General features: G+C 63.2%; 24 protein-coding genes. 9 read left to right on the top strand and 15 right to left on the bottom strand.

Annotation, left to right across the window (positions count from 1 at the left end; all coding sequences use genetic code 11):
- Positions 1-2 precede the first annotated feature (2 nt).
- Together GJ699_RS06020 and GJ699_RS06015 are read right to left on the bottom strand one after the other, a co-directional pair.
- Entirely contained in the window at positions 3-650 is a 648-nt protein-coding gene (locus tag GJ699_RS06020) for a response regulator (protein WP_154374046.1), read from the bottom strand.
- A gap of 45 nt (positions 651-695) precedes the next feature.
- On the bottom strand, positions 696-1,871 hold the full coding sequence (locus GJ699_RS06015) for a sensor histidine kinase (protein ID WP_154374044.1): 1,176 nt from the start codon (positions 1,869-1,871) through the stop codon (positions 696-698).
- A gap of 33 nt (positions 1,872-1,904) precedes the next feature.
- Here GJ699_RS06015 and greB point away from each other — a divergent pair, with 33 nt between their 5' ends.
- Both greB and GJ699_RS06005 read left to right on the top strand, forming a co-directional pair.
- Complete coding sequence (gene greB / locus GJ699_RS06010; protein WP_154374042.1) at positions 1,905-2,471, top strand: transcription elongation factor GreB; 567 nt, start codon at positions 1,905-1,907, stop codon at positions 2,469-2,471.
- Between the two features lie 13 nt (positions 2,472-2,484).
- Entirely contained in the window at positions 2,485-3,318 is an 834-nt protein-coding gene (locus GJ699_RS06005) for a transporter substrate-binding domain-containing protein (RefSeq protein WP_154374040.1), read from the top strand.
- On the opposite strand, the gene GJ699_RS06000 is transcribed toward GJ699_RS06005, so the two are convergent.
- From GJ699_RS06000 to GJ699_RS05985, 4 genes are all read right to left on the bottom strand, one after another.
- Complete coding sequence (locus GJ699_RS06000; protein ID WP_154374039.1) at positions 3,315-5,651, bottom strand: RelA/SpoT family protein; 2,337 nt, start codon at positions 5,649-5,651, stop codon at positions 3,315-3,317. The two genes, GJ699_RS06005 and GJ699_RS06000, sit on opposite strands and share 4 nt — an antisense overlap.
- A gap of 83 nt (positions 5,652-5,734) precedes the next feature.
- Complete coding sequence (gene rpoZ / locus GJ699_RS05995; protein ID WP_005665923.1) at positions 5,735-5,938, bottom strand: DNA-directed RNA polymerase subunit omega; 204 nt, start codon at positions 5,936-5,938, stop codon at positions 5,735-5,737.
- Positions 5,939-5,967: 29 nt separating this feature from the next.
- Entirely contained in the window at positions 5,968-6,606 is a 639-nt protein-coding gene (gene gmk / locus GJ699_RS05990) for a guanylate kinase (protein WP_154374037.1), read from the bottom strand.
- Positions 6,607-6,689: 83 nt separating this feature from the next.
- Positions 6,690-7,433: a DUF72 domain-containing protein gene (locus GJ699_RS05985; RefSeq protein ID WP_154374035.1), complete on the bottom strand. Its 744-nt coding sequence runs from the start codon at positions 7,431-7,433 to the stop codon at positions 6,690-6,692.
- A gap of 47 nt (positions 7,434-7,480) precedes the next feature.
- Between GJ699_RS05985 and GJ699_RS05980 the strand changes: the two genes are divergently transcribed.
- On the top strand, positions 7,481-7,768 hold the full coding sequence (locus tag GJ699_RS05980; RefSeq protein ID WP_154374034.1) for a putative quinol monooxygenase: 288 nt from the start codon (positions 7,481-7,483) through the stop codon (positions 7,766-7,768).
- On the opposite strand, the gene GJ699_RS05975 is transcribed toward GJ699_RS05980, so the two are convergent.
- From GJ699_RS05975 to GJ699_RS05960, 4 genes are all read right to left on the bottom strand, one after another.
- On the bottom strand, positions 7,763-8,182 hold the full coding sequence (locus tag GJ699_RS05975) for a type II toxin-antitoxin system VapC family toxin (RefSeq protein ID WP_371867475.1): 420 nt from the start codon (positions 8,180-8,182) through the stop codon (positions 7,763-7,765). The genes GJ699_RS05980 and GJ699_RS05975 overlap by 6 nt on opposite strands.
- Entirely contained in the window at positions 8,179-8,433 is a 255-nt protein-coding gene (locus GJ699_RS05970) for a type II toxin-antitoxin system Phd/YefM family antitoxin (protein ID WP_154374030.1), read from the bottom strand. Before GJ699_RS05970 ends, GJ699_RS05975 begins: the two co-directional genes overlap by 4 nt.
- 63 nt (positions 8,434-8,496) lie before the next feature.
- Positions 8,497-8,883: a nuclear transport factor 2 family protein gene (locus GJ699_RS05965; RefSeq protein ID WP_154374028.1), complete on the bottom strand. Its 387-nt coding sequence runs from the start codon at positions 8,881-8,883 to the stop codon at positions 8,497-8,499.
- Between the two features lie 140 nt (positions 8,884-9,023).
- Positions 9,024-9,914, bottom strand: coding sequence for a YicC/YloC family endoribonuclease (locus GJ699_RS05960; protein ID WP_154374160.1), 891 nt, complete (start codon positions 9,912-9,914; stop codon positions 9,024-9,026).
- Positions 9,915-10,002: 88 nt separating this feature from the next.
- On the opposite strand from GJ699_RS05960, the gene GJ699_RS05955 reads away from it, so the two are divergent.
- The 3 genes from GJ699_RS05955 to rph are packed head-to-tail and all read left to right on the top strand — an operon-like array spanning position 10,003 to position 12,705.
- Complete coding sequence (locus GJ699_RS05955) at positions 10,003-10,995, top strand: serine/threonine protein kinase (RefSeq protein WP_154374026.1); 993 nt, start codon at positions 10,003-10,005, stop codon at positions 10,993-10,995.
- 18 nt (positions 10,996-11,013) lie between these two features.
- Positions 11,014-11,967 carry a PP2C family protein-serine/threonine phosphatase gene (locus GJ699_RS05950; protein ID WP_154374024.1) on the top strand — a complete coding sequence of 318 codons (954 nt, stop codon included), beginning with the start codon at positions 11,014-11,016 and terminating at the stop codon, positions 11,965-11,967.
- Positions 11,968-11,976: 9 nt separating this feature from the next.
- On the top strand, positions 11,977-12,705 hold the full coding sequence (gene rph, locus GJ699_RS05945) for a ribonuclease PH (protein WP_154374023.1): 729 nt from the start codon (positions 11,977-11,979) through the stop codon (positions 12,703-12,705).
- Here the strand turns inward: rph and GJ699_RS05940 are convergent.
- Positions 12,702-13,589 carry a LysR family transcriptional regulator gene (locus tag GJ699_RS05940; protein ID WP_154374021.1) on the bottom strand — a complete coding sequence of 296 codons (888 nt, stop codon included), beginning with the start codon at positions 13,587-13,589 and terminating at the stop codon, positions 12,702-12,704. The two genes, rph and GJ699_RS05940, sit on opposite strands and share 4 nt — an antisense overlap.
- Before the next feature lie 101 nt (positions 13,590-13,690).
- Between GJ699_RS05940 and GJ699_RS05935 the strand changes: the two genes are divergently transcribed.
- Genes GJ699_RS05935 through hemW form a run of 3 tightly spaced genes read left to right on the top strand, consistent with a single transcriptional unit; the run spans position 13,691 to position 16,579 of the window.
- A complete protein-coding gene (locus tag GJ699_RS05935) occupies positions 13,691-14,692 on the top strand; it encodes an NADP-dependent oxidoreductase (protein ID WP_154374019.1) in 1,002 nt (333 codons plus the stop codon).
- Between the two features lie 46 nt (positions 14,693-14,738).
- A complete protein-coding gene (gene rdgB / locus GJ699_RS05930; RefSeq protein ID WP_154374158.1) occupies positions 14,739-15,323 on the top strand; it encodes an RdgB/HAM1 family non-canonical purine NTP pyrophosphatase in 585 nt (194 codons plus the stop codon).
- Positions 15,320-16,579 carry a radical SAM family heme chaperone HemW gene (gene hemW / locus GJ699_RS05925; protein ID WP_154374017.1) on the top strand — a complete coding sequence of 420 codons (1,260 nt, stop codon included), beginning with the start codon at positions 15,320-15,322 and terminating at the stop codon, positions 16,577-16,579. The genes rdgB and hemW overlap by 4 nt, the downstream gene beginning before the upstream one ends.
- On the opposite strand, the gene GJ699_RS05920 is transcribed toward hemW, so the two are convergent.
- From GJ699_RS05920 to GJ699_RS05905, 4 genes are all read right to left on the bottom strand, one after another.
- Positions 16,576-18,309: a methyl-accepting chemotaxis protein gene (locus GJ699_RS05920; RefSeq protein ID WP_154374015.1), complete on the bottom strand. Its 1,734-nt coding sequence runs from the start codon at positions 18,307-18,309 to the stop codon at positions 16,576-16,578. The two genes, hemW and GJ699_RS05920, sit on opposite strands and share 4 nt — an antisense overlap.
- Positions 18,310-18,395: 86 nt before the next feature.
- A complete protein-coding gene (locus GJ699_RS05915; RefSeq protein ID WP_154374013.1) occupies positions 18,396-19,472 on the bottom strand; it encodes a patatin-like phospholipase family protein in 1,077 nt (358 codons plus the stop codon).
- Between the two features lie 4 nt (positions 19,473-19,476).
- Positions 19,477-20,925, bottom strand: coding sequence for an efflux transporter outer membrane subunit (locus tag GJ699_RS05910; RefSeq protein WP_154374011.1), 1,449 nt, complete (start codon positions 20,923-20,925; stop codon positions 19,477-19,479).
- On the bottom strand, positions 20,918-24,070 hold the full coding sequence (locus GJ699_RS05905) for an efflux RND transporter permease subunit (protein WP_154374009.1): 3,153 nt from the start codon (positions 24,068-24,070) through the stop codon (positions 20,918-20,920). Before GJ699_RS05905 ends, GJ699_RS05910 begins: the two co-directional genes overlap by 8 nt.
- Between the last annotated feature and the right edge of the window lie 6 nt (positions 24,071-24,076).

Here is a 24,076-nt window from a genome sequence, read left to right as displayed (position 1 = left end):
GCTTATTCAATTAATTGATTTTTTATCGCGTAATGGGTCAGTTCGGCGCTGTTTTTCAGCTTCATCTTGACCAGCAGCCGGGCCCGGTACTCGCTGACGGTCTTGACCGACAGCGACAGTTCCTTGGCGATCATGCCCACCGTCTTGCCGGAGGCGATCATGGTCAGGGTCTGGTATTCGCGGTCGGACAGGGTGTCGTGCAGCGGCGTTTCATGGTCGTCGCCGACGTGGTTGGCCAGTTCCTGCGCCAGCGCCGCGCTGATGTACTTGAGGCCGCCGGCGACCTGACGGATCGCCGTCACCAGCTCGCGCGGCGCGCTCTGCTTGGTCAGATAGCCGGCCGCGCCGGCCTTCAGCGCGCGGATCGCGTACTGGTCCTCGCGGTGCATCGACAGCATCAGCACCGCCAGCTCCGGCTTTTCCTTCTTGATTTGCTTGAGCACTTCGATGCCGTTGCGATCTGGCAACGAAATATCCAGCAGCATCACCTGGCACTCGGACTTGCGGAACAGCTTGATGGCGTCGAGGCCGCTCTCGGCCTCGCCCGCCACCACGATGTCGCGCGTCTCGGCCAGGATTTGTTTCAAGCCTTCCCGCACGATGGCGTGGTCGTCGGCAATGAAGACCTTGATGATGGCTTTTTCAGTCATGAATCGTTAACCCTGTTGTGTCCCACCCGCATCATTGATGACACATTATTTCATGGTGGAAATGTTATCTTCCGCTATTGTAGCGCCCGGCGGCGGCGCTGGGAGGCTGTCCTGACTGCTATCGCGTTTTATTTTGATGGCCACCACGGTGCCGCCGCCGCTGGCCGGGCTCAGCGTCAGCGTGCCGCCCAGCGCGCGCGCCCGTTCCGCCATGCCGCGCAGGCCGAACGAGGCCGGCTTGGCGCGGTCGGCCTGGCGGATGCCGCCGCCGTTGTCGCTGATCTTCAGGCTGACGTGCTGGCGCAGCCGGGCCAGCTTGACCGTGACCTTGCTGGCGTTGGCGTGCTTGGCGATATTGGTCAGCGCCTCCTGGGCGATGCGGAACAGCGCGGTGGCCTGGTCGTTGTCGAGGCCGATGTCGCGCTGGTTGGCGCTGAAGCTGGTGGCGATGCCGGTCTGCTTGTCGAATTCCTTGACCTGCCATTCCAGCGCCGCCACCAGGCCCAGGTCCAGCAGCGCCGGCCGCAAGTCGAGCGAAATCCGGTGCACCGCCTCGATGGTGCGGTCGACCAGGGCGTCGACGTAATCGGTTTTTTCGCGCAGCGCCGGCTCGGCGCCGTCCAGCCGCGCCGCCAGCATCGCCACCGCCATCTTGATCGCGGTCAGGTTACCGCCCAGCTCGTCATGGATTTCGCGCGCGATGCGGGTCCGTTCCTGTTCCTTGACGCGGTCGGTGTGGGCGGTCAGCTCGGCCAGGCGGGCGCGCGAATGGTGCACTTCCTGCTGCTCCAGCTTGCTGTCGGTGATATTGGTCATGATGCCGTCCCAGCGCACCGCGCCATCGGCCAGCGGATGCGGCGTGCTGCGCAGATTGATCCACTTGACGTCCTTCCAGGCGTCGACCCAGATCCGGCCCTCCCAGTTCCAGCTCCACAGCTGCCGCGCCGAAGTGTGCATTGCTTCCAGATAGGAAGGCCGGTCTTCCGGCAAGATCAAGGCCTCGAAGCGTTGCGGATGGGCGTGCAGCTCGGCCGCGGTCAGGCCAAGCAGCGCCTGGCAGCCCTCGCTCAGGTAAGGGAAGCTGACCTGGCCGTCGGTGTGCAGCGCAAACTGGTACACCAGGCCGGGCGTGTTGGAGACGATGGCGGCAAAGCGGGCGCGGACCTGCTCCAGTTCCGCCGCCAGCGCCTGACTGTCGTGGTGGGGAGATTCCATAGCCATGCATAATACGTGAAAGCCGCTACAATAAGCCGTATGAACAAAGCATTTGTCAAAGAAAGCGATCAGGAAGATGACGACGAAGCCGCGGCGCTGGCGTTGGCGATCCCGGCCGGCTCGAAGAATTACATCCGGCCCGAAGGCTATCAGCGCATCAAGGGCGAACTGCTGCAGCTGATCGACGTCGACCGGCCGGAAGTGGTGCGCATCGTGCACTGGGCCGCCTCCAACGGCGACCGCTCGGAAAACGGCGACTACATCTACGGCAAGCGCCGGCTGCGCGAGATCGACCGCCGCATCCGCTTCCTGACCAAGCGCATGGATTCGGCTTTCATCGTCGACCCCAGCGCGCACTATGGCAGCGACCAGGTGTTTTTCGGCGCCACCGTCACCTACAGCAACCAGCATGGCGAGGAACGCACCATCACCATCGTCGGCATCGATGAGCTGGACCCGCTGCAGGGCAAGATCAGCTGGGTGGCGCCGGTGGCGCGCGCGCTGACCAAGGCGCGCGAGGGCGACACCATCACTTTCCAGGCGCCGCACGGCGTGGAGGAACTGGACATCCTGGAGGTTCGCTATCCTGCGCCGGCGGCTGACTAAAGCGCTGTGCTGTTTGCTGGCGCTGGCGGGCTGGCAGCAGGCCGCGCTGGCGGCCGACGTTTACATCATCGACATGAATTCCAGCAAATCCGCCTACGCGGACAGTCACATCATGCACCTGGTGACGGCCGCGCTGGAAGCCTCCAAAGCCAAGTACGGACCGTACGAATTGAAAGTGGCGCAGCTGCGCATGGAGCGCGACCGGCTGCTGCAGGAAATGCTGAAGGGCGAGCTGGCCAACCTGAGCGGGCAGGTGACCTCGCAGGAATGGGAGCAAAAGCTGATCCCGATCCGGATTCCGATCGACAAAGGCATCTCGTGCTACCGGATCTCGCTGATCGACAGCCGCAACCAGGACTTGTTCAGCGCGGTGCGCACGCTGGATCAGCTGCGCGCGCTGACGCTGGGCGCCGGGCGGCAGTGGAGCCTGACCGCCACCTACAAACAGGCCGGTTTCAAGGTGGTGGAGGGCACCACCTCGGCCGGGCTGCACAGCATGCTGGCGGCGGGGCGCTTCCAGCACTTCCCGCGCGCCATCGACGAAGCGCTGTACGAACAGGCCGCCTACGCGCCGGCGTTTCCGACGCTGAGCGTGGAACGCAGCTTCGCCCTGTACATCCCGTCGCCGCGCTACTTCTTCATCGGCGGACACCAGCAACGGCTGGCGCAGCGGCTCGAATACGGGCTGCAGCAACTGATCGCCGACGGCCGCTACGACCAGCTATTCCACGAATTTTACGATGCCATGATAGAGAAAGTCGGGCTACGCAAGCGCCGCATCTTCCGGCTCGACAACCCGTTGCTATCGCCGCAAACCCCGCTGGCCGAAAAAGCCTACTGGTTTTAGTTGCGTTCGCGCAGGATGCGATTGACGCCGGCCACGCGGCGCACGTTGCGCAGCAGCCCGGCCAGGTGCACGCGGTCTTTGACTTGCACCGTGAAGCGCAACTGGTGCAGCACGTGTTCTTTGTCCTCGTCCATGCCGACGTAGGTGATGTTGGCGTCCGATTCGCCGATCTCGGCCGCCACCCGCGCCAGGATGCCTTTTTCGTTGTTGATCAGCAGCTTGATGCGGCTGTCGAAACGGCGGTTGAGCTCGGTGCCCCATTTGACCGCGATCCAGCGGTCTGGTTCCTTGGCTTTCTGGCGCTTGGCCTGGGTGCAGTCGGAGGTGTGCACCAGCAGTCCCTGGTCGCGCCGCAGCTGGCCGATGATGGCGTCGCCCGGTATCGGCAAACAGCATGGCGCCAGTTGTACCGACACCCCTTCGCTGCCGCAGATGGTGACCGGGTCGAGCTCGGCCGCGCTGTTGTGGTCGACCGGCGCGCTAGCCGATTCGCCGCCGCGCAGGCCGAAGATGTGGCGCGCCACCAGCGCCGCCATGCGCTTGCCGATGCCGATGTCGGCATACAGCTCGTCCAGCGATTTGGCGCTGGATTCTTTCAGCAGGCGCTCGATCAGGTGTTCTTCCAGCAGCGGCGGGCAGCCCAGCGAGCTCAGCGCGGCGGACAGCAGTTGCTGCCCCAGCGCGATCGATTCCGGCAGGTTGATCGTGCGCAGGTGATGGCGGATCGCCGAACGTGCCTTGCCGGTGCGGACGAACGATAGCCACGACGGGCTCGGCCGCGATGCCGAGTCGGTGACGATTTCAACGATGTCGCCATTGCGCAGCTCGGTGCGCAGCGAGGCCGGTTCGTTGTTGATGGTGACCGACACCGTGTGGTCGCCTATCCCGGTGTGAATCGCATACGCGAAGTCGACCGGGGTGGCGCCGCGCGGCAGCGCGATAATCTTCGATTTCGGCGTGAACACGTACACCGAATCCGGGAACAGGTCGACCTTGACGTGTTCCAGGAACTCGGCCGAGTCGCCGGTCTGTTGCTGAATGTCGAGCAGCGATTGCAGCCAGGCGTGGGTGCGCTGCTGCAGGTCCGACATATTGGCGTCGCCGTTCTTGTACAGCCAGTGCGCGGCCACGCCGGATTCGGCGGTGCGGTGCATTTCCTGGGTGCGGATCTGGAACTCGACCGGCGTGCCATACGGGCCAATCAGCGTGGTGTGCAGCGACTGGTAGCCGTTCAGCTTGCGGATCGCGATGTAGTCCTTGAACTTGCCCGGCATCGGCTTGTACAGCGAGTGCAGCGTGCCCAACGCCACGTAGCAGTTGGGGAAGCTGTCCACCACCACCCGGAAGCCGTACACATCCAGCACCTGCGAGAACGACAGGTGCTTGCTGCGCATCTTCTTGTAGATGCCGTACAGGGTTTTTTCGCGGCCATACACTTCGGCCTCGATGTTGGCCATCGACAGCGTGTTCTTGACCGACTCCAGGATTTTTTTGACCACTTCGCGGCGGTTGCCGCGCGCCGCCTTGACCGCCTTGGCCAGCGTGCGGTAGCGCATCGGGAACAGGTGGCAGAACGACAGATCCTGCAGTTCGCGGTAGATGTTGTTGAGGCCGAGGCGGTGCGCGATCGGCACGTACACTTCCATGGTCTCTTTCGAGATGCGGGCGCGCGCCGACGGTTTCATCACGTCCATGGTGCGCATATTGTGCAGGCGGTCGGCCAGCTTGATCAGGATCACGCGCACGTCCGAGGCCATGGCCAGCAGCATCTTGCGGAAGTTTTCCGCCTGCGCCTCGATCTGGCTCTGGAACTCGATTTTCTCCAGCTTGGACAAGCCGTCGACCAGATTGGCCACCGGCGCGCCGAAGCGTTCGATCAGTTCTTCTTTCTTGACGTCCTGGTCTTCCATGACGTCGTGCAGCAGCGCCGCCATGATGGCTTGCGCATCCAGCTTCCAGTCGGCGCAGATTTCGGCCACGGCGATCGGGTGCGAGATGTAGGGCTCGCCCGACTTGCGCAATTGACCGAGGTGCATTTCATCCGAGAAGCGGTAGGCTTCCTTGACCTTTTTGAGGTCGGCGGCCGTCATGTAGTCGGCCAGTTTTTCGGTCAGATGGGTAACGGACGCAACACCGGCCAACATGGCGGGCGGCGTGGCCAGGGGCGACGAGGAAATCACGGGGGCTGCGGGAGGGGAAACGGGTGGTGCGAGTGCGGCGGCGGTGCTATCGCCTGCATCCGATCCGGGCATGGCTGCGGCCGGCTTCTTGGCCGGCTTTTTCGCCCGGGCGGGCGTGCCGCTCAAATCAGGATCTGCAGGAATCAGATTCATAAAAATGCGTTCCGTCTCGATGAGAATGTCTCACTACTGCTAAAACATACCACATTCACATTGTTCGGGAACGCGGTCCCAACTTACATTGGGACTTTCTTCAGCATTTCCAGACCGACTTTGCCGGCTGCGATCTCACGCAGGGCGACCACGGTAGGCTTGTCCTTGGCTTCCACCTTAGGGGTGTGGCCTTGCAGCAGCTGGCGTGCGCGGTAGGTGGCGGCCAGGGTCAGCTGGAAACGGTTCGGTACGTTTTTCAGACAATCTTCAATCGTAATGCGGGCCATCTAAAACTCCTAAAATCTTGTGTGTTCTGTTATTCGGCGTGGATACCCAGTTGGGCGAAGAGCGAGGTGTTGCGTGCCGCTTGTTGCGCAAACCGGCAACGGGCCGCTCGAACGATCGCGGTCAGTTCCGACAGCGCTACGTCGAATTCTTCATTGATAATAGCATACTCGAACTCGGGAGCGTGGGCGATTTCGCCGCCCGCCGCCAGCAGCCGTTTGGTGATCACGTGCGGCTCATCGGTGGCGCGCTTGTTCAGGCGTTCTTCCAGTGCCGCGATCGATGGTGGCAGGATGAAAATGCCGGCCGCTTGCGGGAACAGTTTCTTGACCTGGCGCGCGCCTTGCCAGTCGATTTCCAGCAGCACGTCGGTGCCGCTTTTCATCTGGTCTTCCACCATCAGGCGCGAGGTACCGTAGTAGTTGCCGTGCACTTCGGCCCACTCCAGGAACTCGCCGTTCTTGGCGCGCGCGACGAAATCTTCGGCGCTGGTGAAGTAGTACTCCTTGCCGTGGGTTTCGCCCGGACGCGGCGCGCGGGTGGTGGTGGAAATCGACAGCTTGATGGTCGGTTCCTTGGCCAGCAGCGCGTTGACCAGCGTCGACTTGCCGGCGCCGGATGGCGCGGCAACCACGAACAGGCTGCCTGCAAATGCGTTGGTTGAGCTCATGTTGATCTTTCAAAAACGTCAGCGGGCAACCGATTCTGTCGCCCAAAGATGTATTTTACCAAGAGCAACGACGGGAACTCAATTTACAGCAAGGACAGGAAGTGTTGCGCCGCGGCCGGCGCGCGTTCCTTGGCGCCGTTGATGAAGTAGACGTAGACCTGGCCGGACTTGGCTTGCTGCTGCCAGTCCTGGGCCTGTGTGGCCCACTTCTTCAGCGCCGGCTTGGTGTAGCCGGTGGCGATGTCGATTTGCGCATCCATCAAACGGGCGTAGGCGAACTCGCCGGTGAGGGCTTCGAAGTGCGGAAATTTGGGCGAGTCGGTGATGACCGTGGCGACCTTGTATTTGCGCGCCAGCTTCAGGTAAGCGTCGTCGAGGAAGCTGTCGTGGCGGGCGTCCAGCACGTGCTGCAGCTTGCGCTTGCCGAGCTTGGCCGGCAGCAGCTTGAAGAAGGCTTCCAGATCGTCGGCATCGAACTGTTTGGTGTTGGCCAGTTGCCACAGAATGGGGCCGAGCTTGTCGCCCAGTTCGGTCAGGCCGCTTTGCATGAAACGCTCGATCGATTCGCCGGCTTCGGCCAGCACCTTGCGGTTGGTGGCGTAGCGCGTGGCCTTGACCGAAAAGATGAAATCATCCGGGGTCTTTTCGGCCCAGCTGGCGAAGTGTTCGGGTTTGGCGGAGCGGTAAAAAGTGCCATTGATTTCGATGCTGGTGAGTTGCGAGCTGGCGTATTCCAGCTGCTTCTTGATTGGCACCTCCTTGGGATAGAAGGTGTCGCGCCAGGGCGCGAAGTCCCAGCCGCCGATGCCAGCCCGTATCTGCGCCATTTGCCGTCTCCTGCTAGTATCAAGGTTTAAGTCGATAAGGATATACCATGAAAGAGCTGATCATCGTCGCCACCATTACCGCCCGCGATGGCAACGCAGTGCTGGTGCGCGAAGCGCTGGAACAAGTGGTGCCGCCCAGCCGTGCGGAAGCGGGCTGCATCCGCTACGACCTGCACATCGACTTGGGCAACCACGCCAGCTTCGTCATGCTCGAAGCCTGGCGCGACCAGGCCGCGCTGGACGCGCACGAAGCCACGCCGCATTTCCAGGCACTGATACAAGCCGTCGCCGGCAAGGCCGACGTGCAGATCGTCAAGCTGAACCAGGTGCTATAACCAAGGATTGAGCACGGGAACCCCCATGGGCTGAAAATCCCGTGCGTTGCGTGTTGCCACGACCATTCCATGCACCAGCGCTGTCGCCGCGATAAAAGCGTCAGCCCATGGTCGCGTTTGCGGAAGGTGCAGTGCAGCGGTACGCTGAGCCACAGCGGTATCGACAGGCAGAATACGGCCAGCAAATGCTTTGAGGACGTGATTATCCAGCCACAGGCGCAGCACCTCGCTGCTGAAGTCGTTGCGTCGCTTGAGTCGCAAGATCCCGCTTTCAATTTCGTGAATGGTAATAGCGGAGAGGTACAACGTGTTAGCCTCCATGTGACGCGCCCATTTGGCGACGTTGGCATTTGCTTTGCCGAGCGCGACTTTCCGCAATTCGGAAATCACGTTGGTATCCAGGATCACCATTATGAAAAGTCGGCTGGCGTTAGCGGTTCGGTAGAGCGCGGCGGGACGAAATCGATGTCGGGTGTGCCGGGCATCCACAGCAATTCAACGATGTTGAGTTTTCCTTTCAGGATGCGCTCGTAATCGGCAATGGTCATCAGCACGTGAGTGAGCCCATATTCACCTGACAGGTAGACCGGGCCGTCATTTGCCTCTTCCTGGATTTCGGCTAATGTGGGTTCTGTTGTTCTGCTAGGTAAGCTTGCGCTGGGCATGGCGACACCTCCTGAAAGTCTGTCAACATTACTCCCTTCAGGAGGTAGCCGCAAGCAAGCTGGTCAGTCTGGGGAGAAGGCTTGGGCGGCGGCCAGGGTGTCCAGGGCTTCGCGCAGCAGCTGGATTTTGCCGTCTTTAGACAGCAGCACGCCGGCATAGGTTTGTTTGTACAGCTTGCCGGTGGACGGCACCAGCGCTTCCACGCTGTATTCGCCAAACGCCTGATCACCATTGTCAATGAACAGCTTGACGTCCTTGAAGCGGAAGTCCGGCACTTTTTTCAGCAGGCCGCCGATGAAGTCGGCAATCGCGGCCGGGCCGACGGCGCGGGCGAACGAGCCCAGGGTAGGCAGCTCCAGCACGCCATCATCGGCAAACAGCGCGGCGGCTGCGGCGGGATTCTGGATGTTGTCGAGGTAGGCGTTGAGCAGTTGGCTAGCGGTTTTCATGATGTTTGCCTTTCAGTGGAAGTTGGAATGACTCCACTGTAGCGCCATCTGATTACCCGATAAATCCGGTAAAAACGAAATGATTTTCCACCTATGTGAATAATCAGGGCGTTAAAAAAGGAGCCGTGGCTCCTTTTTGCTTATTCCAGGTTTTGTACCTGCTCGCGCATCTGCTCGATCAGCAGCTTCAGCTCCATCGACGCATCGGCCAGTTCCTTGACCGAGGCTTTGGCGCCCAGCGTGTTGGCTTCGCGGTTCAGCTCCTGCATCATGAAGTCCAGACGCTTGCCGACCTGGCCGCCTTTCTTCAGGATGTGACGGGTTTCGGTCAAATGCGCCGACAGCCGGCCCAGCTCTTCCGCCACGTCGATGCGGATACCGTACAAAATCACTTCCTGACGGATCCGCTCCAGCGCATCCTGGCGCGACAGCGCCGAATTCGAGCCCTGGCAAGCCAGCCCCAGCGCGTCCTGCATGCGTTCCACCGCCTTTTGCTGGAACGCCGCCACCACCTGCGGAATCAGCGGCGTGATGCGCTTGACGATACCTTCCATCGCCTCGATGCGCGAAATCAGCATCGCTTCCAGCGCCGCACCCTCGCGCTGACGGCTCTGCACAAACGCCTGGATGGTGCGGCCGGCCAGCGTGGCGACGTCGGCCTGCAGCGATTCCTGGCCGATTTGCGCTTCCTCGATCACACCGGGCCAGCGCAGCAGCTCCGCCACTGACATCGTTTGCACGCCAGGGAACAAACCACCGACTTCACCCTGCAGGCGTTGCAATTCGGTCAATAACGGCAGATTCAGCGCCTGCGAACCGGTGGTCGCGGCCTTACGGCCAAAACTCAACCGCAATTCCACCTTGCCGCGCGTGATGGCGCCCATGATCGCCGAGCGTAAATCGGGTTCAAGGGCGCGCAAATCGTCGTTAATTCGAAACTGTAAGTCCAAAAATCGCGAGTTCACACTCTTGATTTCAATGGTCAAAGTTCCCGCCGCACTCTCACTGGTGGCGACCGCGTAGCCCGTCATGCTGGAAATGCTCAATGGATATCCCCGATTTAATCTTTACAAAACAGTGATTTATCCACACAATCCGGTTGTTGAGGCGAGGAACCCTATGGCTGCACAAAACAACGCCCCGTTACCAGATGGTCTGGAAATTGCTGGATATCGCATTGTAAAGAAAATTGCGTCCGGTGGGTTCAGTATTGTTTACCTGGCGTATGACAGCGACGGCGTGGCCGTCGCGATCAAGGAATATTTGCCCAGCTCGCTGGCGTTGCGCCAGCCGGGCGAACTGGTGCCGGCCATCTCCAAGGCGCATCTGCCGGTGTTCCGCATCGGCCTCAAATGCTTTTTCGAAGAGGGCAGGGCGCTGGCGCGCATCGCCCATCCCAATGTGGTCAGCGTGCTCAACTTCTTCCGCGCCAACGACACCGTCTACATGGTGATGGCTTACGAATCCGGCCACTCGCTGCAGGAGCACATCCAGCGCCAGCGCGGCAAGGGCGTTAAAGTAGGCGAACTTTTCATCCGCACCATCTTCACCCAGGTGGTGAAGGGACTGCGCGAAGTCCACGCCAACCAGCTGCTGCACCTCGACCTGAAACCGGCCAACATCTATCTGCGCACCGACGGCACGCCGATGCTGCTGGACTTCGGCGCCGCACGCCAGACCATCAACACCGACCTGCCGACGCTGACGCCGATGTACACCCCCGGCTTCGCCCCGCCCGAGCTGTACGCCAAGACCGGCCTGGGGCCGTGGACTGATATTTACAGCATCGGCGCCTCTATGTTCGCCTGCATGGTCGGCTCGCCGCCGCAGCCGGCCGACCAGCGCAAGAGTGAAGACAAAATGGCCGGCCATTTCGACAAGCTGGCCGGCCTGTACTCGCCGGAGCTGGTGCAGCTGGTGCGCTGGTGCCTGGAAGTGGACCCGCTGAACCGGCCGCAAAGCCTGTTCGCGGTGCAGAAGGGATTGCAGGCCAAGGCACCGGCCGTGGCGCCAACGCCACCGTCCGCACCCGGCGTGCTGGACAAGCTGCGCGGCCTGGCCGGGCGTCTGGGCATGGGCCGTTCCAAGCCCGCGCCGGATACCTTGGTCTGACTCGATAAGGACTGAATCATGCAATTCTCCGTGTATCAGGAAAGTCATATCGGCGGCCGCAAGGTCAATCAGGACCGCATGGGCTACAGCTTCACGCGCGACGCGCTGCTGCTGGTGCTGGCCGACGGCATGGGCGGCCATCTGCGCGGCGAAGTGGCGGCCACGGTGGCGCTGCAAACCATCTCCACCCTGTTCCAGCAGCAGGCGCAGCCCTACGTGAAGAAGCCGCAGCGCTTTCTGGAAGAGGCCTTGCTGGCCGCGCACCAGGACATCCATCAATACCGCCATGCGCACCAGATGCCGGAAACGCCGCGCACCACCATCGTCGCTTGCCTGATCCAGCACAACACCGCCACCTGGGCGCATTGCGGCGACTCGCGCCTGTACTGGATGCGCGGCGGCGAAATCCTCGGCCGCACGCGCGATCATTCGCACGTCGAGAACCTGATCGCCAAAGGACTGGCACTGCCATCCGAGCGCGCCACCCATCCGGACCGCAACAAGCTGTGGAACTGCCTCGGCGCCGACACCCTGCCACGGGTCGAGGTGGCCGGCGGCGCCAGCCTGCTGCCGGGCGATTTGCTGCTGTTGTGTTCCGACGGCTTGTGGTCTATGCTGCCGGACGATGATCTGCTGCGCCGCATGCAGGCGCAGACCGTGGTGCGCGCGGTGCCGGACATGCTGCAGGCCGCGTTGCGCGCCGCCGGCGACGGCAGCGACAACGTCACCGCGCTGGCCATCATGTGGCAGGGCAGCTCGGTGCTGGACAGCCTGGGGCCGACCACCATGGCCGAGATGTCGACCGTGATTTCGACCGAGACGCTGCCGGTGGAGCTGCACAGCACCACCATCCGCGACACGCCGGCGCCACAGGCGCCGGAAAACATCGACGCCTTTGACGACGACGAAATTGAAAAAGCCATCGCGGAGATCCGCGGGGCCATCGAGAAATCCTCCCAAATTCTGAAATAAGGAAAAAATATGACCGTAGTAAACCGCCCGAGCGGCCGTCCCGTCGACGCGCTGCGCACCCTGCGTCTGACCCGCGACTACACCAAGCACGCCGAAGGTTCGGTACTGATCGAATGCGGCGACACCAAGGTCATTTGCACCGCCAGCATCGAAGAGAAAGTACCGGGCTTCCTGAAAGGGAAAGGCCAGGGCTGGCTGACCGCCGAATACGGCATGCTGCCGCGTTCCACCCACAGCCGCATGGACCGCGAAGCGGCCAAGGGCAAGCAGTCCGGCCGCACGCAGGAGATCCAGCGCCTGATCGGCCGTTCGCTGCGCGCCGCCTTCGACCTGGAAGCCTTCGGCGAACGCACGCTGCACCTGGACTGCGACGTGATCCAGGCCGATGGCGGCACCCGCACCGCGTCGATCACCGGCGCCATGGTGGCGGCCTATGACGCCTTCTCCAAGCTGGTGGCACGCGGCGCGATTCCAGCGATTCCGCTGAAGCACTTCGTGGCGGCGATTTCGGTTGGCGTCTATCAGGGCACGCCGGTGCTGGACCTGGACTACATCGAAGACTCGGGCTGCGACACCGACATGAACGTGGTGATGACCGAAGCCGGCCACTTCATCGAAGTGCAGGGCACGGCTGAAGGCGAGGCCTTCGACCGCGCCGGCATGAACCGTCTGCTGGACCTGGCGCAGGCCGGCATCGCCGATTTGATCAAACTGCAGAAGCAGTCGCTGGGGATTTAATTCCCCATTCTGGCCTGGAGAAAGTCGATGAATACCGACGTCTTCAAGGCCAGGAATTCGCGCGCCGGATAAACGGCATACGTGGCCGGGCCTTGCGGCAGCTCGCAATGCGCCAGCACCGGCACCAGCGCGCCTTCCTTCAGTTCCTTGCGCACTAGCGCCACCGGCACCCGCAGCACGCCGGCGCCGGCCACCGCCGCGCCAACCAGCGAGCCGCCATCGTTGATCTGCAACGGCCCGTCGACCCGCACCGCGTAGACGCCATCCTTGCCGACGAAAGTCCATTCGTCATAGACCTTGCCGCTGTTGGTGTACAGCAGACAGGCGTGATCGCGCAACTGCTCCGGCGTTTGTGGCTCGCCGGCGCGAGCCAGATAGCTCGGCGCCGCGACGATGATGCTGCGGTTGTCCGCCAGCTTGCGCGCCACCAGCGTGGAATCGACCAGGTTGGAGGTGCGGATGGCGACGTCGATCTGTTCATCGATCAGGTCCACCATGCGATCCTCCAGCTGAAGCGAAATCTTCACTTCCGGGTGCAACTGCGCAAACTCCGCCAGCAACGGCACCAGCGGCCGCCGCGCGGCGATGGAACTGGACACGCGCAGCAGCCCGCGTACCTGTTGCTGGTGCTGGTCGGTCAGCTGTTCGATATTCCCCAGCGCGCGTTCGATCTGGCGTGCCTGTTGCAGCACCTGGTCGCCGATCTCGGTCAGCGCCAGCTTGCGGGTGGAACGCTGGATCAGGCGCGCGCCCAGTTCTTCTTCCAGCTTGGCCAACTGGCGCGATACGACCGACTTGCCTATGCGGAGCTGGGCTGCCGCCGCGCTGATGCTGCCGGCCTTGATGATGGTGGCGAAGATCGCCAGACGCTGTGGATTAAGCATGATTGTCCCTCTGTGGGCAACAATGTATCGTCTGATTGGTGACTTATCAAACGCTTTTCCGCAGCCTATACTGGCTGCATCCGATAATGAAGAGGTCAACCATGCTTAATCATCAATTCCGTCTCACCAGCCGTCCCGCCGGCGCCGTCAAGCGCAGCGATTTCGCCTATGCCGGCGAAGAAGTGCGCGCGCTGGCCGATGGCGAAGTGCTGATCCAGATCCAGTACATCTCGCTCGACCCAGCCATGCGTGGCTGGATGAACGCCAGCGAAAACTCCTACATGCCACCAGTCGCGATTGGCGACGTGATGCGCGCCATCGCCGCCGGCAAAGTGATCGATACGCGCAACGCCGGCTTCGCGGTGGGCGACCATGTCACCGGCCTGCTGGGCGTGCAGGAATACGCGATCTCCAGCGGCCAGGGCTTGTTCAAGGTCGATCCCGCGCTGGCGCCGCTGCCGCTGTTCCTCGGCACGCTGGGCATGACCGGCATGACCGCGTATTTCGGCCTGCTGGATGTCGGCCAGCCGAAGCAGGGCGATACGGTGGTGGTGTCCGGCGCGGCAGGCGCGGTGGGTTCGACTGTCGGCCAGATCGCCAGGATCAAAGGCGCGCGCGTGGTCGGCATCGCCGGCGGCGCTGATAAATGCCGCTATCTGGTCGAGGAGTTGGGCTTTGACGCCGCCATCGACTACAAGACTGAAAACGTGGCGGCGGCGCTGAAGCAGCACTGCCCGCAAGGCGTCGACGTCTTCTTCGATAACGTCGGCGGCGAGATTCTGGATACGGTGCTGACGCAGCTGGCGATGCAGGCGCGGGTGGTGGTGTGCGGCGCGATCTCGCAGTACAACAGCCTGGAAGCGATCAAAGGTCCATCCAACTACCTGCAAATCATGGTCAAGCGCGCCACGCTGCGCGGCGTGATGGTGGCCGATTACTACCCGCGCGCCAAGGAAGCCATCACCGACATGGCGGGCTGGATTCGCGCCGGCCAGCTGAAGACGCGGGAGGACGTGGTGCCGGGCCTGGAGACCTTCCCCGAAACCTTCCAGAAGCTGTTCGACGGTTCCAACAACGGCAAGCTGGTGCTACGGGTAGGCTGAGCGCAAAGGGTTTACAATGTCGGCTTCATTTACGTCGCCGACCATCATGACCCAACGCCTGATCCTCGCCTCCAACAACAAAGGCAAGCTGAAAGAGTTCAACGAACTGCTGTCCACCGTGGGCTTTGACGTCCACGCGCAGGGCGAGTACAACGTCCCGGAAGCGGATGAACCTTTTCACACCTTTGTCGAAAATGCACTGCAAAAGGCCCGTCACGCCGCGCGCCTGACTGGCCTGCCAGCGCTGGCGGACGATTCCGGCGTGTGCGTCAATGCGCTGGGCGGCGCGCCCGGCGTATACTCGGCGCGCTTTGCCGGCGAGCCGAAATCGGACGCCCGCAACAACGAAAAAATGATCGCCGAACTGGCCAAGCATGAAGACAAGTCCGCGTACTACTACTGCGTTCTGGTGTTCGTGCGCCACGCCGACGATCCGCAACCGATCATCGCCGACGGCCGCTGGAACGGCGTGATGGTCGATACGCCGCGCGGCGAGGGCGGCTTCGGCTACGATCCTTACTTCTACATTCCAGCACTGGGCAAATGCGCCGCCGAGCTGGCGCCGGAAGAGAAAAACGCTTTGTCGCATCGCGGCCAGGCACTGCGCGCATTGGTAGAGAAACTGAAATGATCCCGATTAAAATCGTCGGCACCAGCACGCCAGCCAGCAAGCCAGCTGTCGACATCAGCGAGACCGCCGGTGTCGCCGCGAAGTATCTGCAAGGCGGAGCACTGAACCTGACGGCGCTGCCGCCGCTGTCGCTGTACATCCACTTCCCGTGGTGCGTGCGCAAATGCCCGTACTGCGACTTCAATTCGCACGAAGCCAAGGACGGCGGCGCCTTCCCCGAACAGGAATACCTGGACGCGGTGCGCACCGATCTTGAAATGGCGCTGCCGCTGATCTGGGGCCGCAAGATCTACACCATCTTCATCGGCGGCGGCACACCGAGCCTGATGTCGGCGGCGGGGCTGGACCGTTTGCTGTCCGACGTGCGCACCTTGCTGCCGCTGGACAGCGACTGCGAGATCACGATGGAAGCCAATCCCGGCACCTTCGAGGCGGAGAAGTTCAAGTCCTACCGCGCCAGCGGCGTCAATCGGCTGTCGATCGGCATCCAGAGTTTCAACGAGCGTCACCTGAAAGCCTTGGGCCGCATTCACGACGATAACGAAGCCAAACGCGCGGTCGACATCGCGCTGGCCAACTTCGACAACTTCAATCTGGACCTGATGTACGCGCTGCCATCGCAGACGCTGGACGAAGCGCGCCAGGACGTGGAGACGGCGATGTCGTTCCAGCCACCACACCTGTCGCTGTACCACCTGACGATGGAGCCGAACACGCTGTTCGCCAAATATCCGCCGACGCTGCCGGACGACGATGCCAGCGCCGACATGCAGGACATGATCGCCGAACTGACCGCCGCCAATGGCTACAACCAGTACGAGATCTCAGCCTACGCCAAGGAAGGCCGGCGCGCGCGCCACAATCTGAACTACTGGGAGTTTGGCGATTACCTCGGCATCGGCGCCGGCGCGCATTCCAAGCTATCGTTCCCGCACCGCATTCTGCGTCAGGCGCGCTACAAGCAGCCCAAGGCTTATATGGAGCAGATCAAACTGGGCGCGCCGATACAGGAAGAGTACGAGATTCAGCGCGAGGACATGGGCTTCGAGTTCATGCTCAACACGCTGCGCCTGCACGGCGGCTTCGATCCGAATCTGTTCAGCGAGCGCACCGGCATGAGCATCAACGCCATCGACAAGCAGCTCAACGCGGCAGAGGCCAAGGGCTTGCTCTACCGCGATTACAAGATCATCAAGCCGACCGCGTTGGGACAGCGCTTCCTCAACGACCTGCAGGAGATGTTCCTGAAGGGTTAAAATTCTTCCCAGTCCTTGTCGCCGCCAACGGTGGCGGGTTTGGACGCGCTGCTGGCGCTGGCCAGCTTGGGCGCCGGGCGTTTGGCCACCGCGCGCGGTGGCGCTGCCGGACGTGGCGCCGGCGCGGCGGGGCGCTTCACCGCCGCCGGCGCGGCCTTCACCGCGCCATGCAGTCCATCGTGTCCCAGCTTGAAGGACGAGGCCACATCCGCCAGTCGCTGCGCCTGTTCCTGCATGCTGGTGGCAGCGGCGGCGGCTTGCTCCACCAGCGCCGCATTCTGCTGCGTCACCTGATCCATCTGCGTGATCGCACCGTTAACCTGATCGATGCCGATGCTCTGCTCACTGCTGGCCGAGGTAATCTCGCCCATGATGTCGGTGACGCGGCGCACGCTGGCCACCACATCGCCCATGGTGCTGCCGGCTTGCTGCACCAGCTTCGAACCGATATCCACCTGCTCGACCGAATTGCCGATCAACTCCTTGATCTCCTTGGCCGCGCCGGCCGAGCGCTGCGCCAGATTGCGCACCTCGGACGCCACCACCGCGAAGCCGCGTCCTTGTTCGCCAGCGCGCGCCGCTTCCACCGCCGCATTCAGCGCCAGGATATTGGTCTGGAACGCGATGCCGTCGATGACGCTGATGATGTCGAAAATCTTGCGCGACGAATCGTTGATCGACCCCATGGTGTCGACCACTTGACCGACAATCGCGCCGCCTTTTTCCGCCACCTCGGAGGCGGCTTGCGCCAGCTGGTTGGCCTGCTTGGCATTTTCCGCGTTCTGGCGCACGGTGGAGGTCAGCTCTTCCATCGACGACGCGGTTTCCTCCAGCGAGCCGGCTTGCTGCTCGGTGCGCTGCGACAGGTCCATATTCCCGGCCGCGATTTCATTGGACGCGGTGGCGATGGTGTTGGTGCCGATCTGCACCTGGCTCACCACCTCGCGCAGCGCATCGTTCATGCCACGCAGCGCCTTCATCAGATCGCCGATTTCATCCTTGTTGTTCTGCGCCGCGAACTGCGTGGTCAGGTCGCCGTTGGCCACCGTGGTGGCGATATCGACGGCGGACTTCAGCGGCACCGTGATCGAACGCGAAATAATCCACGCCGCCACCGAACCCAGGCCCACCATCAGCAGCGCCAGCACCATCAGCAGCGTATTGGAGCGGGAATTGGCGGCGTCGATGTCGTGCGCGGTATTGTCGATGTCCTTGCGCTGCAGGGCCAGAAAATCCTTGACGCGGCTTTGATACGCTTCGGCCGACGTGGTGAAGCTGTCCTTGAACAGCGCCTCGGCCTTGGCGCCGTCACCGGCCTTGCGGGCGTTCATCACCTCGTTTTTAACTTTTTGATATTTGTTGCGCAGATCCGTGATCTGTTCCAGCATCTTGCGCTCTTCATCGTTCTGGTCCATCTTTTTGATCTGTTCCAGCAGCTCGCCACCGCGCTTGGCGCTGGCGGCGATGACGTCGGCAAAAGTATCACTGAGCTTCTCGTCCGAGCTGCGGGCGATCAGCGCGGTGCGGGCGATGGCGGAGTAGATCAGCACATACCAGTCAGCCACCAGGCGCTCTTTGGCCAGCGGCTGCTCCATCATGTCGCGCGTGGCCTGGGCGTTGGCGCGAGCGTTGACCAGGGCGACCGAAGTGGCCAGAACGGCCAGCAGCAGCACGATCGCGAAACCGATGGCGAGCCGTGTACCGATGCGCAACTGTGACAGAACGTTCATGATCAATCACTCCCAACAGGATAGCGGGAGTCAAGTATGCGCCTGTCCGGCGGCGATGTGTATGGGGTGTTGCTGTTTGAGAACAGTCAAAAGCTGACGGTCTGTTTCAGATCCGGTTGCTCGCACCAGCGGGCGAAGGCATCGGCCATGCGTTGGCTTTCGCCGATCGCCTGCAGCCAGTCGCGGTTGCGGCGTTCGTGGTCCTGGCCGTAGACCTTGAAGTCCTTGCGGTCCGGGAGTTTGGCGTTGGGCAGACTGGCCACAAACTCCGGCGAGGGCGACACCAGGATCATATTGTCCAGCGCCTGATCGCGCGCGCGGCGCCACGGCATTGACTTGTCCAGCCATCCGGGCACGATGTAATCGCTGAAGTGCGGGTACAGCACCAGGCCGGGATCGCGCTGGTAGGGCAGGTGCAGGTGATAGTCGATCAGGCCACCGTCCCAATAGGCGCCGGCCGGGGCGCCGGCGATATCGGTCACCGCCTCCAGCACCAGCGGGATCGAGCCGGAGGCCAGCAGCGCATCGCGCAGGTTGGCGTCCGACAGCGCGACAAAGTGGTTGGCGAAAGCGTCGAAGCCATCGCGCAGCCAGCTTGCATCGTCATGATGGTGGTGGAACACCACGCGCTCCATCGACGCCGCCAGACGCTTGCGCGACAGCGCGTTGCCGGCGGCGGCCAGCAGGAAGCCGGTCATCTCGCGCCAGCGCGCGCCGTTGGTGCTGCCGAGCGCACCGATGCCGCGCACCGTCAGGATCGACAGCTGATACTGCGGATGCTGAATCGCTTCCGCGCCACGGCCGTCGAGCAGCTCGTCGAGCAGGGCGCGGCAGGTGCGGCTGACGTAGTCCGGCGTTACCTTGTTGGGATAGCGTTGACCGGCGTACAGGCGCGCCAACCGCCGATGCGCCGCCACCGGATCCTGAAACGCCGAAGCAGCCATGCGCCAGGCGCCGATGGACGCCCCAACCAGCCGCCGCTGGCGTGGCGCGTGGCGGAAGAATTCACCGAACATCCAGCAATCGAGACCGTGCAGTATCAAGCCTTTGGGGCCGCCGGCGGCGGCGGGAACGATGGCGATATCGGCGGCCTGCACGCCGTCAGCAGCGATACGCTGCCGCGCGCGCTGGCCGAGGCGGATGGTGATGGGGGAGCTGCTCATGCGATTATTGTAAACCGCCCCCCAGGGCGCGGTACAGGTCAATGGCGGTGGTGGTGCGCAGCAGTCGTACTTGTACCAGCGATTGCTGGGCGCTGAATAGTTCGCGCTGTGCGTCCAGCACGTCCAGCGAGCTGGCGACGCCGTTGTCGAAGCGCAGTTGTAGCAGCTTCAGGCGGTCGGCCTGCGCTTCCTGCACGGCGCGCTGTGCTGCTTCCTGTTCGCCCAGGTAGTCGCGCGCGGCCAGTGCGTCGGCCACTTCGCGGAATGCGGTCTGGATGGTTTTCTCGTAGTCGGCTACGGCGAGGTTGTTGCGGACTTCGGCCAGTGTGAGGTTGGCGCGATTGCGGCCGGCGTCGAAGATCGGCAGTGTCAGCTGCGGCGCGAATGACCAGCTGCCGGAGCCGCTGTCGAACAGGCCGTGCAGCGACGGGCTGCTGCTGCCCAGCGCCGCCGTCAGGCTGATGCGCGGGAAGAAGGCGGCACGCGCGGCGCCGATGTTGGCGTTGGCGGCTTTCAGGCGCAGCTCGGCGGCGCGGATGTCGGGACGGCGGATCAGCAGGTCGGACGGCAGGCCGGCAGGCAGCGCGCTCATGTTGTCGAGCTGACGCGCATCCGGCAGCGCGCCAGCGGCGGCCGATGCCGGCGCCTGGCCGACCAGCAGTGTCAGCGCGTTTTCGGCCTGGGCGCGCTGGCGTGCCAGTGCCAGCGCGGCGGCGCGCGCGGTCTCCATCAGCGTTTCGTTGGAGCGCAGGTCGAGCCGCGACGACGCGCCAACTTCGGCGCGCTGCTGCGTCAACTGGTAGGTGCGGGCGCGCGCCTCGTAGGTTTGCTGTGCCAGCGCGTATTGTTCGGCGTAGGCACGTTCGGTGTAGTACGCCTGGGCCACTTGCGCCACCAGCGCGATCTGCGCCGCCATGCGCGCTTCGTCGGTGGCGAGGTAGGTGGACAGCGCGGCGTCGCTCAGGCTTTTAACGCGGCCGAAGAAATCCAGCTCGAACGAGGACACCGAGACGCCGACGTCGTAACGCTTGCCGATGGTGCTGACGCCGGTCGAGGACAGAAAGGCCGGGGTCTTGGCGCGGGTGTCGGCCACGCTGGCGTTCAGGTTGGGCAGGCGGTCGGCCGACTGCACGTTGTACAGCGCGCGCGCTTCTTCGATGCGTAGCACGGCGGTGCGCAGGTCGCGGTTGTTCTCCTGCGCGGCGGCGATCAGGCTTTGCAGGCGCGGCTCGGGGAAGTAGTCGCGCCAGCCGGTATCGACGGCGGTCCTGGCGTTGGCGGCCAACGGTAGCGGCACGCTGGTGCGCGCTGCCGCACCGACGCTGTCGGCGGGGAAGGTAGCGGCCACCGGTGCCGCCGGCCGTTGATAAGTCGGTGCCAGTGAGCAAGCCGACAGCAGCGCGGCGCCCGACAGCGCGGCGAGGGTGGCGCGGGCGGCGGGAAGCTTAGTCATAGGTCTCATGGTTTTTGTCGTTCATTTCATGTGCTGCCAGTTTGCGCTGACGCTCGCTGCCTTTGAAGATGCGGCGGATCACGACGAAGAACACCGGCACCAGGAACACCGCCAGCACGGTGGCGGTAATCATCCCGCCCATCACGCCGGTGCCGATGGCACGCTGGCTGGCCGAACCGGCGCCGGTGGCGATCACCAGCGGCAGCACGCCGAGGATGAACGCCAGCGAGGTCATGATGATGGGGCGGAAGCGCAGGTGCACCGCTTCCAGCGTGGCTTCGATCAGTCCCTTGCCTTGCGCCTGCAGATCCTTGGCGAATTCGATGATCAGAATCGCGTTCTTGGCCGACAGGCCGATGATGGCGATCAGGCCGACCTTGAAGTACACATCGTTCGGCAGATCGCGCAGGTGCGCGCCAAGCAGCGCGCCCAGCACGCCGAGCGGCACCACCAGCAGCACCGCGATCGGGATCGATTCGCTTTCATACAGCGCGGCCAGCACCAGGAAGGCGGCCAGCAGCGACAGCGCGAACAGCATCGGCGCCTGCGAGCCGGAGGTTTTTTCTTCCAGCGACTGGCCGGTCCATTCGATGCCGAAGCCGGGCGGCAGTTGCTCGGCCAATCGTTCCAGTTCCGCCATCGCCTCGCCGGTGGAGCGGCCGGGCGCGGCGTCGCCGGTCAGCTTGATGGCCGGATAGCCGTTGTAGCGCACCAACTGCACCGGGCCTTGTATCCAGTGCGAGCTGGCGAACGAGGAGAACGGCACCATGGTGCCGCTGGCGCTGCGCGCGTTGAGCTGCATGATGTCGTTCGGTTGCAGGCGGCGTGGCGCGTCGGCTTGCACGATCACGCGCTGCTGCCGCCCGCTGCTGGCGAAGTCGTTGACGTAGGAGGAGCCCAGCGCGGTCGACAGCATGGCGTTGATGTCGGCAAAGCTGACACCCAGCGCGTTGGCTTTTTCGCGGTCGATATCGACCTGTAGCTGCGGCGCGTCTTCCAGGCCTTCTGGCCGCACGCCTTTGAGCACCGCGCTTTTCGCGGCCAGCTCCAGCAACTGGTTGCGCGCGGCCACCAGGGCGGCGTGGCCCTGTGCGCTGCGGTCCTGCAGGCGCGCGGTGATGCCGGTGGCGTTACCCAGTTCGCGGATCGGCGGAGGACTAAGCGGATAGATGATCGCATCCGGTATGCCGGACAACGCGCTAAACGCGTGCTGCGCAATCGCCTGCGCCGATTCGTCCGGCCCGCGCTCCTTCCAGTCTTTGAGCGGGATGAACACCAGGCCCGCATTCTGGCCATTACCTGAGAACGAGAAACCTGCCACCGCGATCGTGCGCGCCACGGCGGGCTGCTTGCGGAAGTAGGCATCAACCTGCGCCAGCACGGCCTGGGTGCGTGAGGTGGATGCGCCCGGCGGCAGCTGCACGTTGGTGATCAGATAGCCCTGATCCTCGTTGGGCAGGAACGACGACGGCAGCTTCACATACAGCCAGCCGACCACGCCGCACAGCAGCGCGAAGATGATCAGATAACGGCCGGTGCGCTTGAGGATGTTGGCGATCACGCCCTGGTAGCCGCTGGCGGTCACCGCGAATTTGCGGTTGAACCAGCCGAAGAAGCCTTTCTTCTCGTGGTGATGTCCGGCTTCCACCGGCTTGAGCATGGTGGCGCACAGCGCCGGCGTCAGGGTCAGCGCCATCAGCGCGGAGAACAGCATGGCCGACACCATCGCCAGCGAGAACTGGCGGTAGATCGCGCCCACCGCGCCGCCGAAGAAGGCCATCGGAATGAACACCGCCACCAGCACCAGCGTGATGCCGATGATGGCGCCGGTGATCTGGCCCATGGCCTTGCGGGTGGCCTCGCGCGGCGACAAGCCTTCTTCGCTCATGATGCGCTCGACGTTTTCCACCACCACGATGGCGTCGTCGACCAGGATGCCGATCGCCAGCACCATGCCGAACATGGTCAGCACGTTGATCGAGAAGCCGAACAGCTGCATGGCGGCGAAGGTACCCATCAGCGCCACCGGCACCACGATGGTGGGGATCAGCGTGTAGCGGATGTTTTGCAGGAACAGGTACATCACCAGGAACACCAGCAGCACCGCTTCCAGCAGGGTTTTCACCACTTCTTCGATGGAGATTTTGACGAACAGCGAGGTGTCGTAGGGGACGGTGTATTTGACGCCGGGCGGGAAGTATTTGGACAGCTGCTCCATCTTGTCCTTGACGGCTGTGGCGGTCTGCAGCGCGTTACCGGTCAGCGACAACTGCACCGCCAGCGCGGCGAACGGCTGGCCGTTCAGGCGCGCGTTGGTGGTGAAGCTGGCGCCGCCCATCTCAACCCGCGCCACGTCTTTCAGCCGCACCAGCGAGCCATCCGGATTGGCGCGCAAAACGATGCGGGCGAATTCGGTGGTGGACGAGAGCTGGCCGGTCACCACGATCGGCGCCGAATACGTTTGGCTGGCGGGGCTGGGCAGGTCGCCCAGCGTGCCGGAAGTGACTTGCGCGTTCTGTGCCTTGATGGCGGCGGTGACGTCGGCCATGGTCATTTTGAGGCCGATCAGTTTCACCGGGTCGACCCAGATCCGCATCGCGCGTTCGGTGCCGAACAACTGCGCCTGACCGACGCCGGGAATGCGTTTGACTTCGTTGACGACGTTGCGCGCCATGTAGTCACCGAGGCCGGTCGGGTCGAGGCGGCCATCGGTGGAGGTCAGACCGACGAACATCAGGATGTTGGAACGGGCCTTGTTGACCTGCACGCCCTGCTGGGTGACGGCGGCCGGCAGCCGCGATTCAACCCGTTTGATGCGGTTCTGCACGTCCACCGCCGCCAGGTCCGGATTGGTGCCGGGGACGAAGGTGACGGTGATGGTGACGGCGCCACTGGCTTCGCTTTGCGATTCCACGTATTGCAGGCCGTCGGCGCCGTTCATCTCCTGTTCGATCACGCTGGTGACGGCGTCGTCCAGCACCTGCGCGGTGGCGCCGGGGTAGTTGGCGGTGATGACGATCGACGGCGGAGCGATGGTCGGGTACTGCGACACCGGCAGCACGGTAATCGCCAGCATCCCGCCGAGCAGGATGAACAGCGCGATGACCCACGCGAACACCGGGCGGTCAATAAAGAACTTGGCCATGTGCGC

Source organism: Duganella guangzhouensis, from assembly GCF_009674535.1.
In the GTDB taxonomy this organism is placed as follows: Bacteria; Pseudomonadota; Gammaproteobacteria; order Burkholderiales; family Burkholderiaceae_D; genus Rugamonas; species Rugamonas guangzhouensis.
This window is presented reverse-complemented; position numbering and strand designations above follow the sequence as displayed.

Bases quoted from the DNA above. Each gene is read 5' to 3' on its own strand.
- rph (WP_154374023.1), top strand. From the start codon at position 11,977: ATGACCGTAGTAAACCGCCCGAGCGGCCGTCCCGTCGACGCGCTGCGC.
- GJ699_RS05915 (WP_154374013.1), bottom strand. From the start codon at position 19,472: ATGAGCAGCTCCCCCATCACCATCCGCCTCGGCCAGCGCGCGCGGCAG.
- GJ699_RS05910 (WP_154374011.1), bottom strand. From the start codon at position 20,925: ATGACTAAGCTTCCCGCCGCCCGCGCCACCCTCGCCGCGCTGTCGGGC.
- GJ699_RS05905 (WP_154374009.1), bottom strand. From the start codon at position 24,070: ATGGCCAAGTTCTTTATTGACCGCCCGGTGTTCGCGTGGGTCATCGCG.
- greB (WP_154374042.1), top strand. From the start codon at position 1,905: ATGAACAAAGCATTTGTCAAAGAAAGCGATCAGGAAGATGACGACGAA.
- GJ699_RS05985 (WP_154374035.1), bottom strand. From the start codon at position 7,433: ATGGCGCAGATACGGGCTGGCATCGGCGGCTGGGACTTCGCGCCCTGG.
- GJ699_RS05960 (WP_154374160.1), bottom strand. From the start codon at position 9,914: ATGACGGGCTACGCGGTCGCCACCAGTGAGAGTGCGGCGGGAACTTTG.
- hemW (WP_154374017.1), top strand. From the start codon at position 15,320: ATGATCCCGATTAAAATCGTCGGCACCAGCACGCCAGCCAGCAAGCCA.
- GJ699_RS05970 (WP_154374030.1), bottom strand. From the start codon at position 8,433: ATGCCCAGCGCAAGCTTACCTAGCAGAACAACAGAACCCACATTAGCC.
- GJ699_RS05940 (WP_154374021.1), bottom strand. From the start codon at position 13,589: ATGCTTAATCCACAGCGTCTGGCGATCTTCGCCACCATCATCAAGGCC.
- GJ699_RS05935 (WP_154374019.1), top strand. From the start codon at position 13,691: ATGCTTAATCATCAATTCCGTCTCACCAGCCGTCCCGCCGGCGCCGTC.
- GJ699_RS05920 (WP_154374015.1), bottom strand. From the start codon at position 18,309: ATGAACGTTCTGTCACAGTTGCGCATCGGTACACGGCTCGCCATCGGT.
- gmk (WP_154374037.1), bottom strand. From the start codon at position 6,606: ATGAGCTCAACCAACGCATTTGCAGGCAGCCTGTTCGTGGTTGCCGCG.
- rpoZ (WP_005665923.1), bottom strand. From the start codon at position 5,938: ATGGCCCGCATTACGATTGAAGATTGTCTGAAAAACGTACCGAACCGT.
- GJ699_RS05965 (WP_154374028.1), bottom strand. From the start codon at position 8,883: ATGAAAACCGCTAGCCAACTGCTCAACGCCTACCTCGACAACATCCAG.
- GJ699_RS05955 (WP_154374026.1), top strand. From the start codon at position 10,003: ATGGCTGCACAAAACAACGCCCCGTTACCAGATGGTCTGGAAATTGCT.
- GJ699_RS05980 (WP_154374034.1), top strand. From the start codon at position 7,481: ATGAAAGAGCTGATCATCGTCGCCACCATTACCGCCCGCGATGGCAAC.
- rdgB (WP_154374158.1), top strand. From the start codon at position 14,739: ATGACCCAACGCCTGATCCTCGCCTCCAACAACAAAGGCAAGCTGAAA.
- GJ699_RS06015 (WP_154374044.1), bottom strand. From the start codon at position 1,871: ATGGCTATGGAATCTCCCCACCACGACAGTCAGGCGCTGGCGGCGGAA.
- GJ699_RS06000 (WP_154374039.1), bottom strand. From the start codon at position 5,651: ATGAATCTGATTCCTGCAGATCCTGATTTGAGCGGCACGCCCGCCCGG.
- GJ699_RS05950 (WP_154374024.1), top strand. From the start codon at position 11,014: ATGCAATTCTCCGTGTATCAGGAAAGTCATATCGGCGGCCGCAAGGTC.
- GJ699_RS06020 (WP_154374046.1), bottom strand. From the start codon at position 650: ATGACTGAAAAAGCCATCATCAAGGTCTTCATTGCCGACGACCACGCC.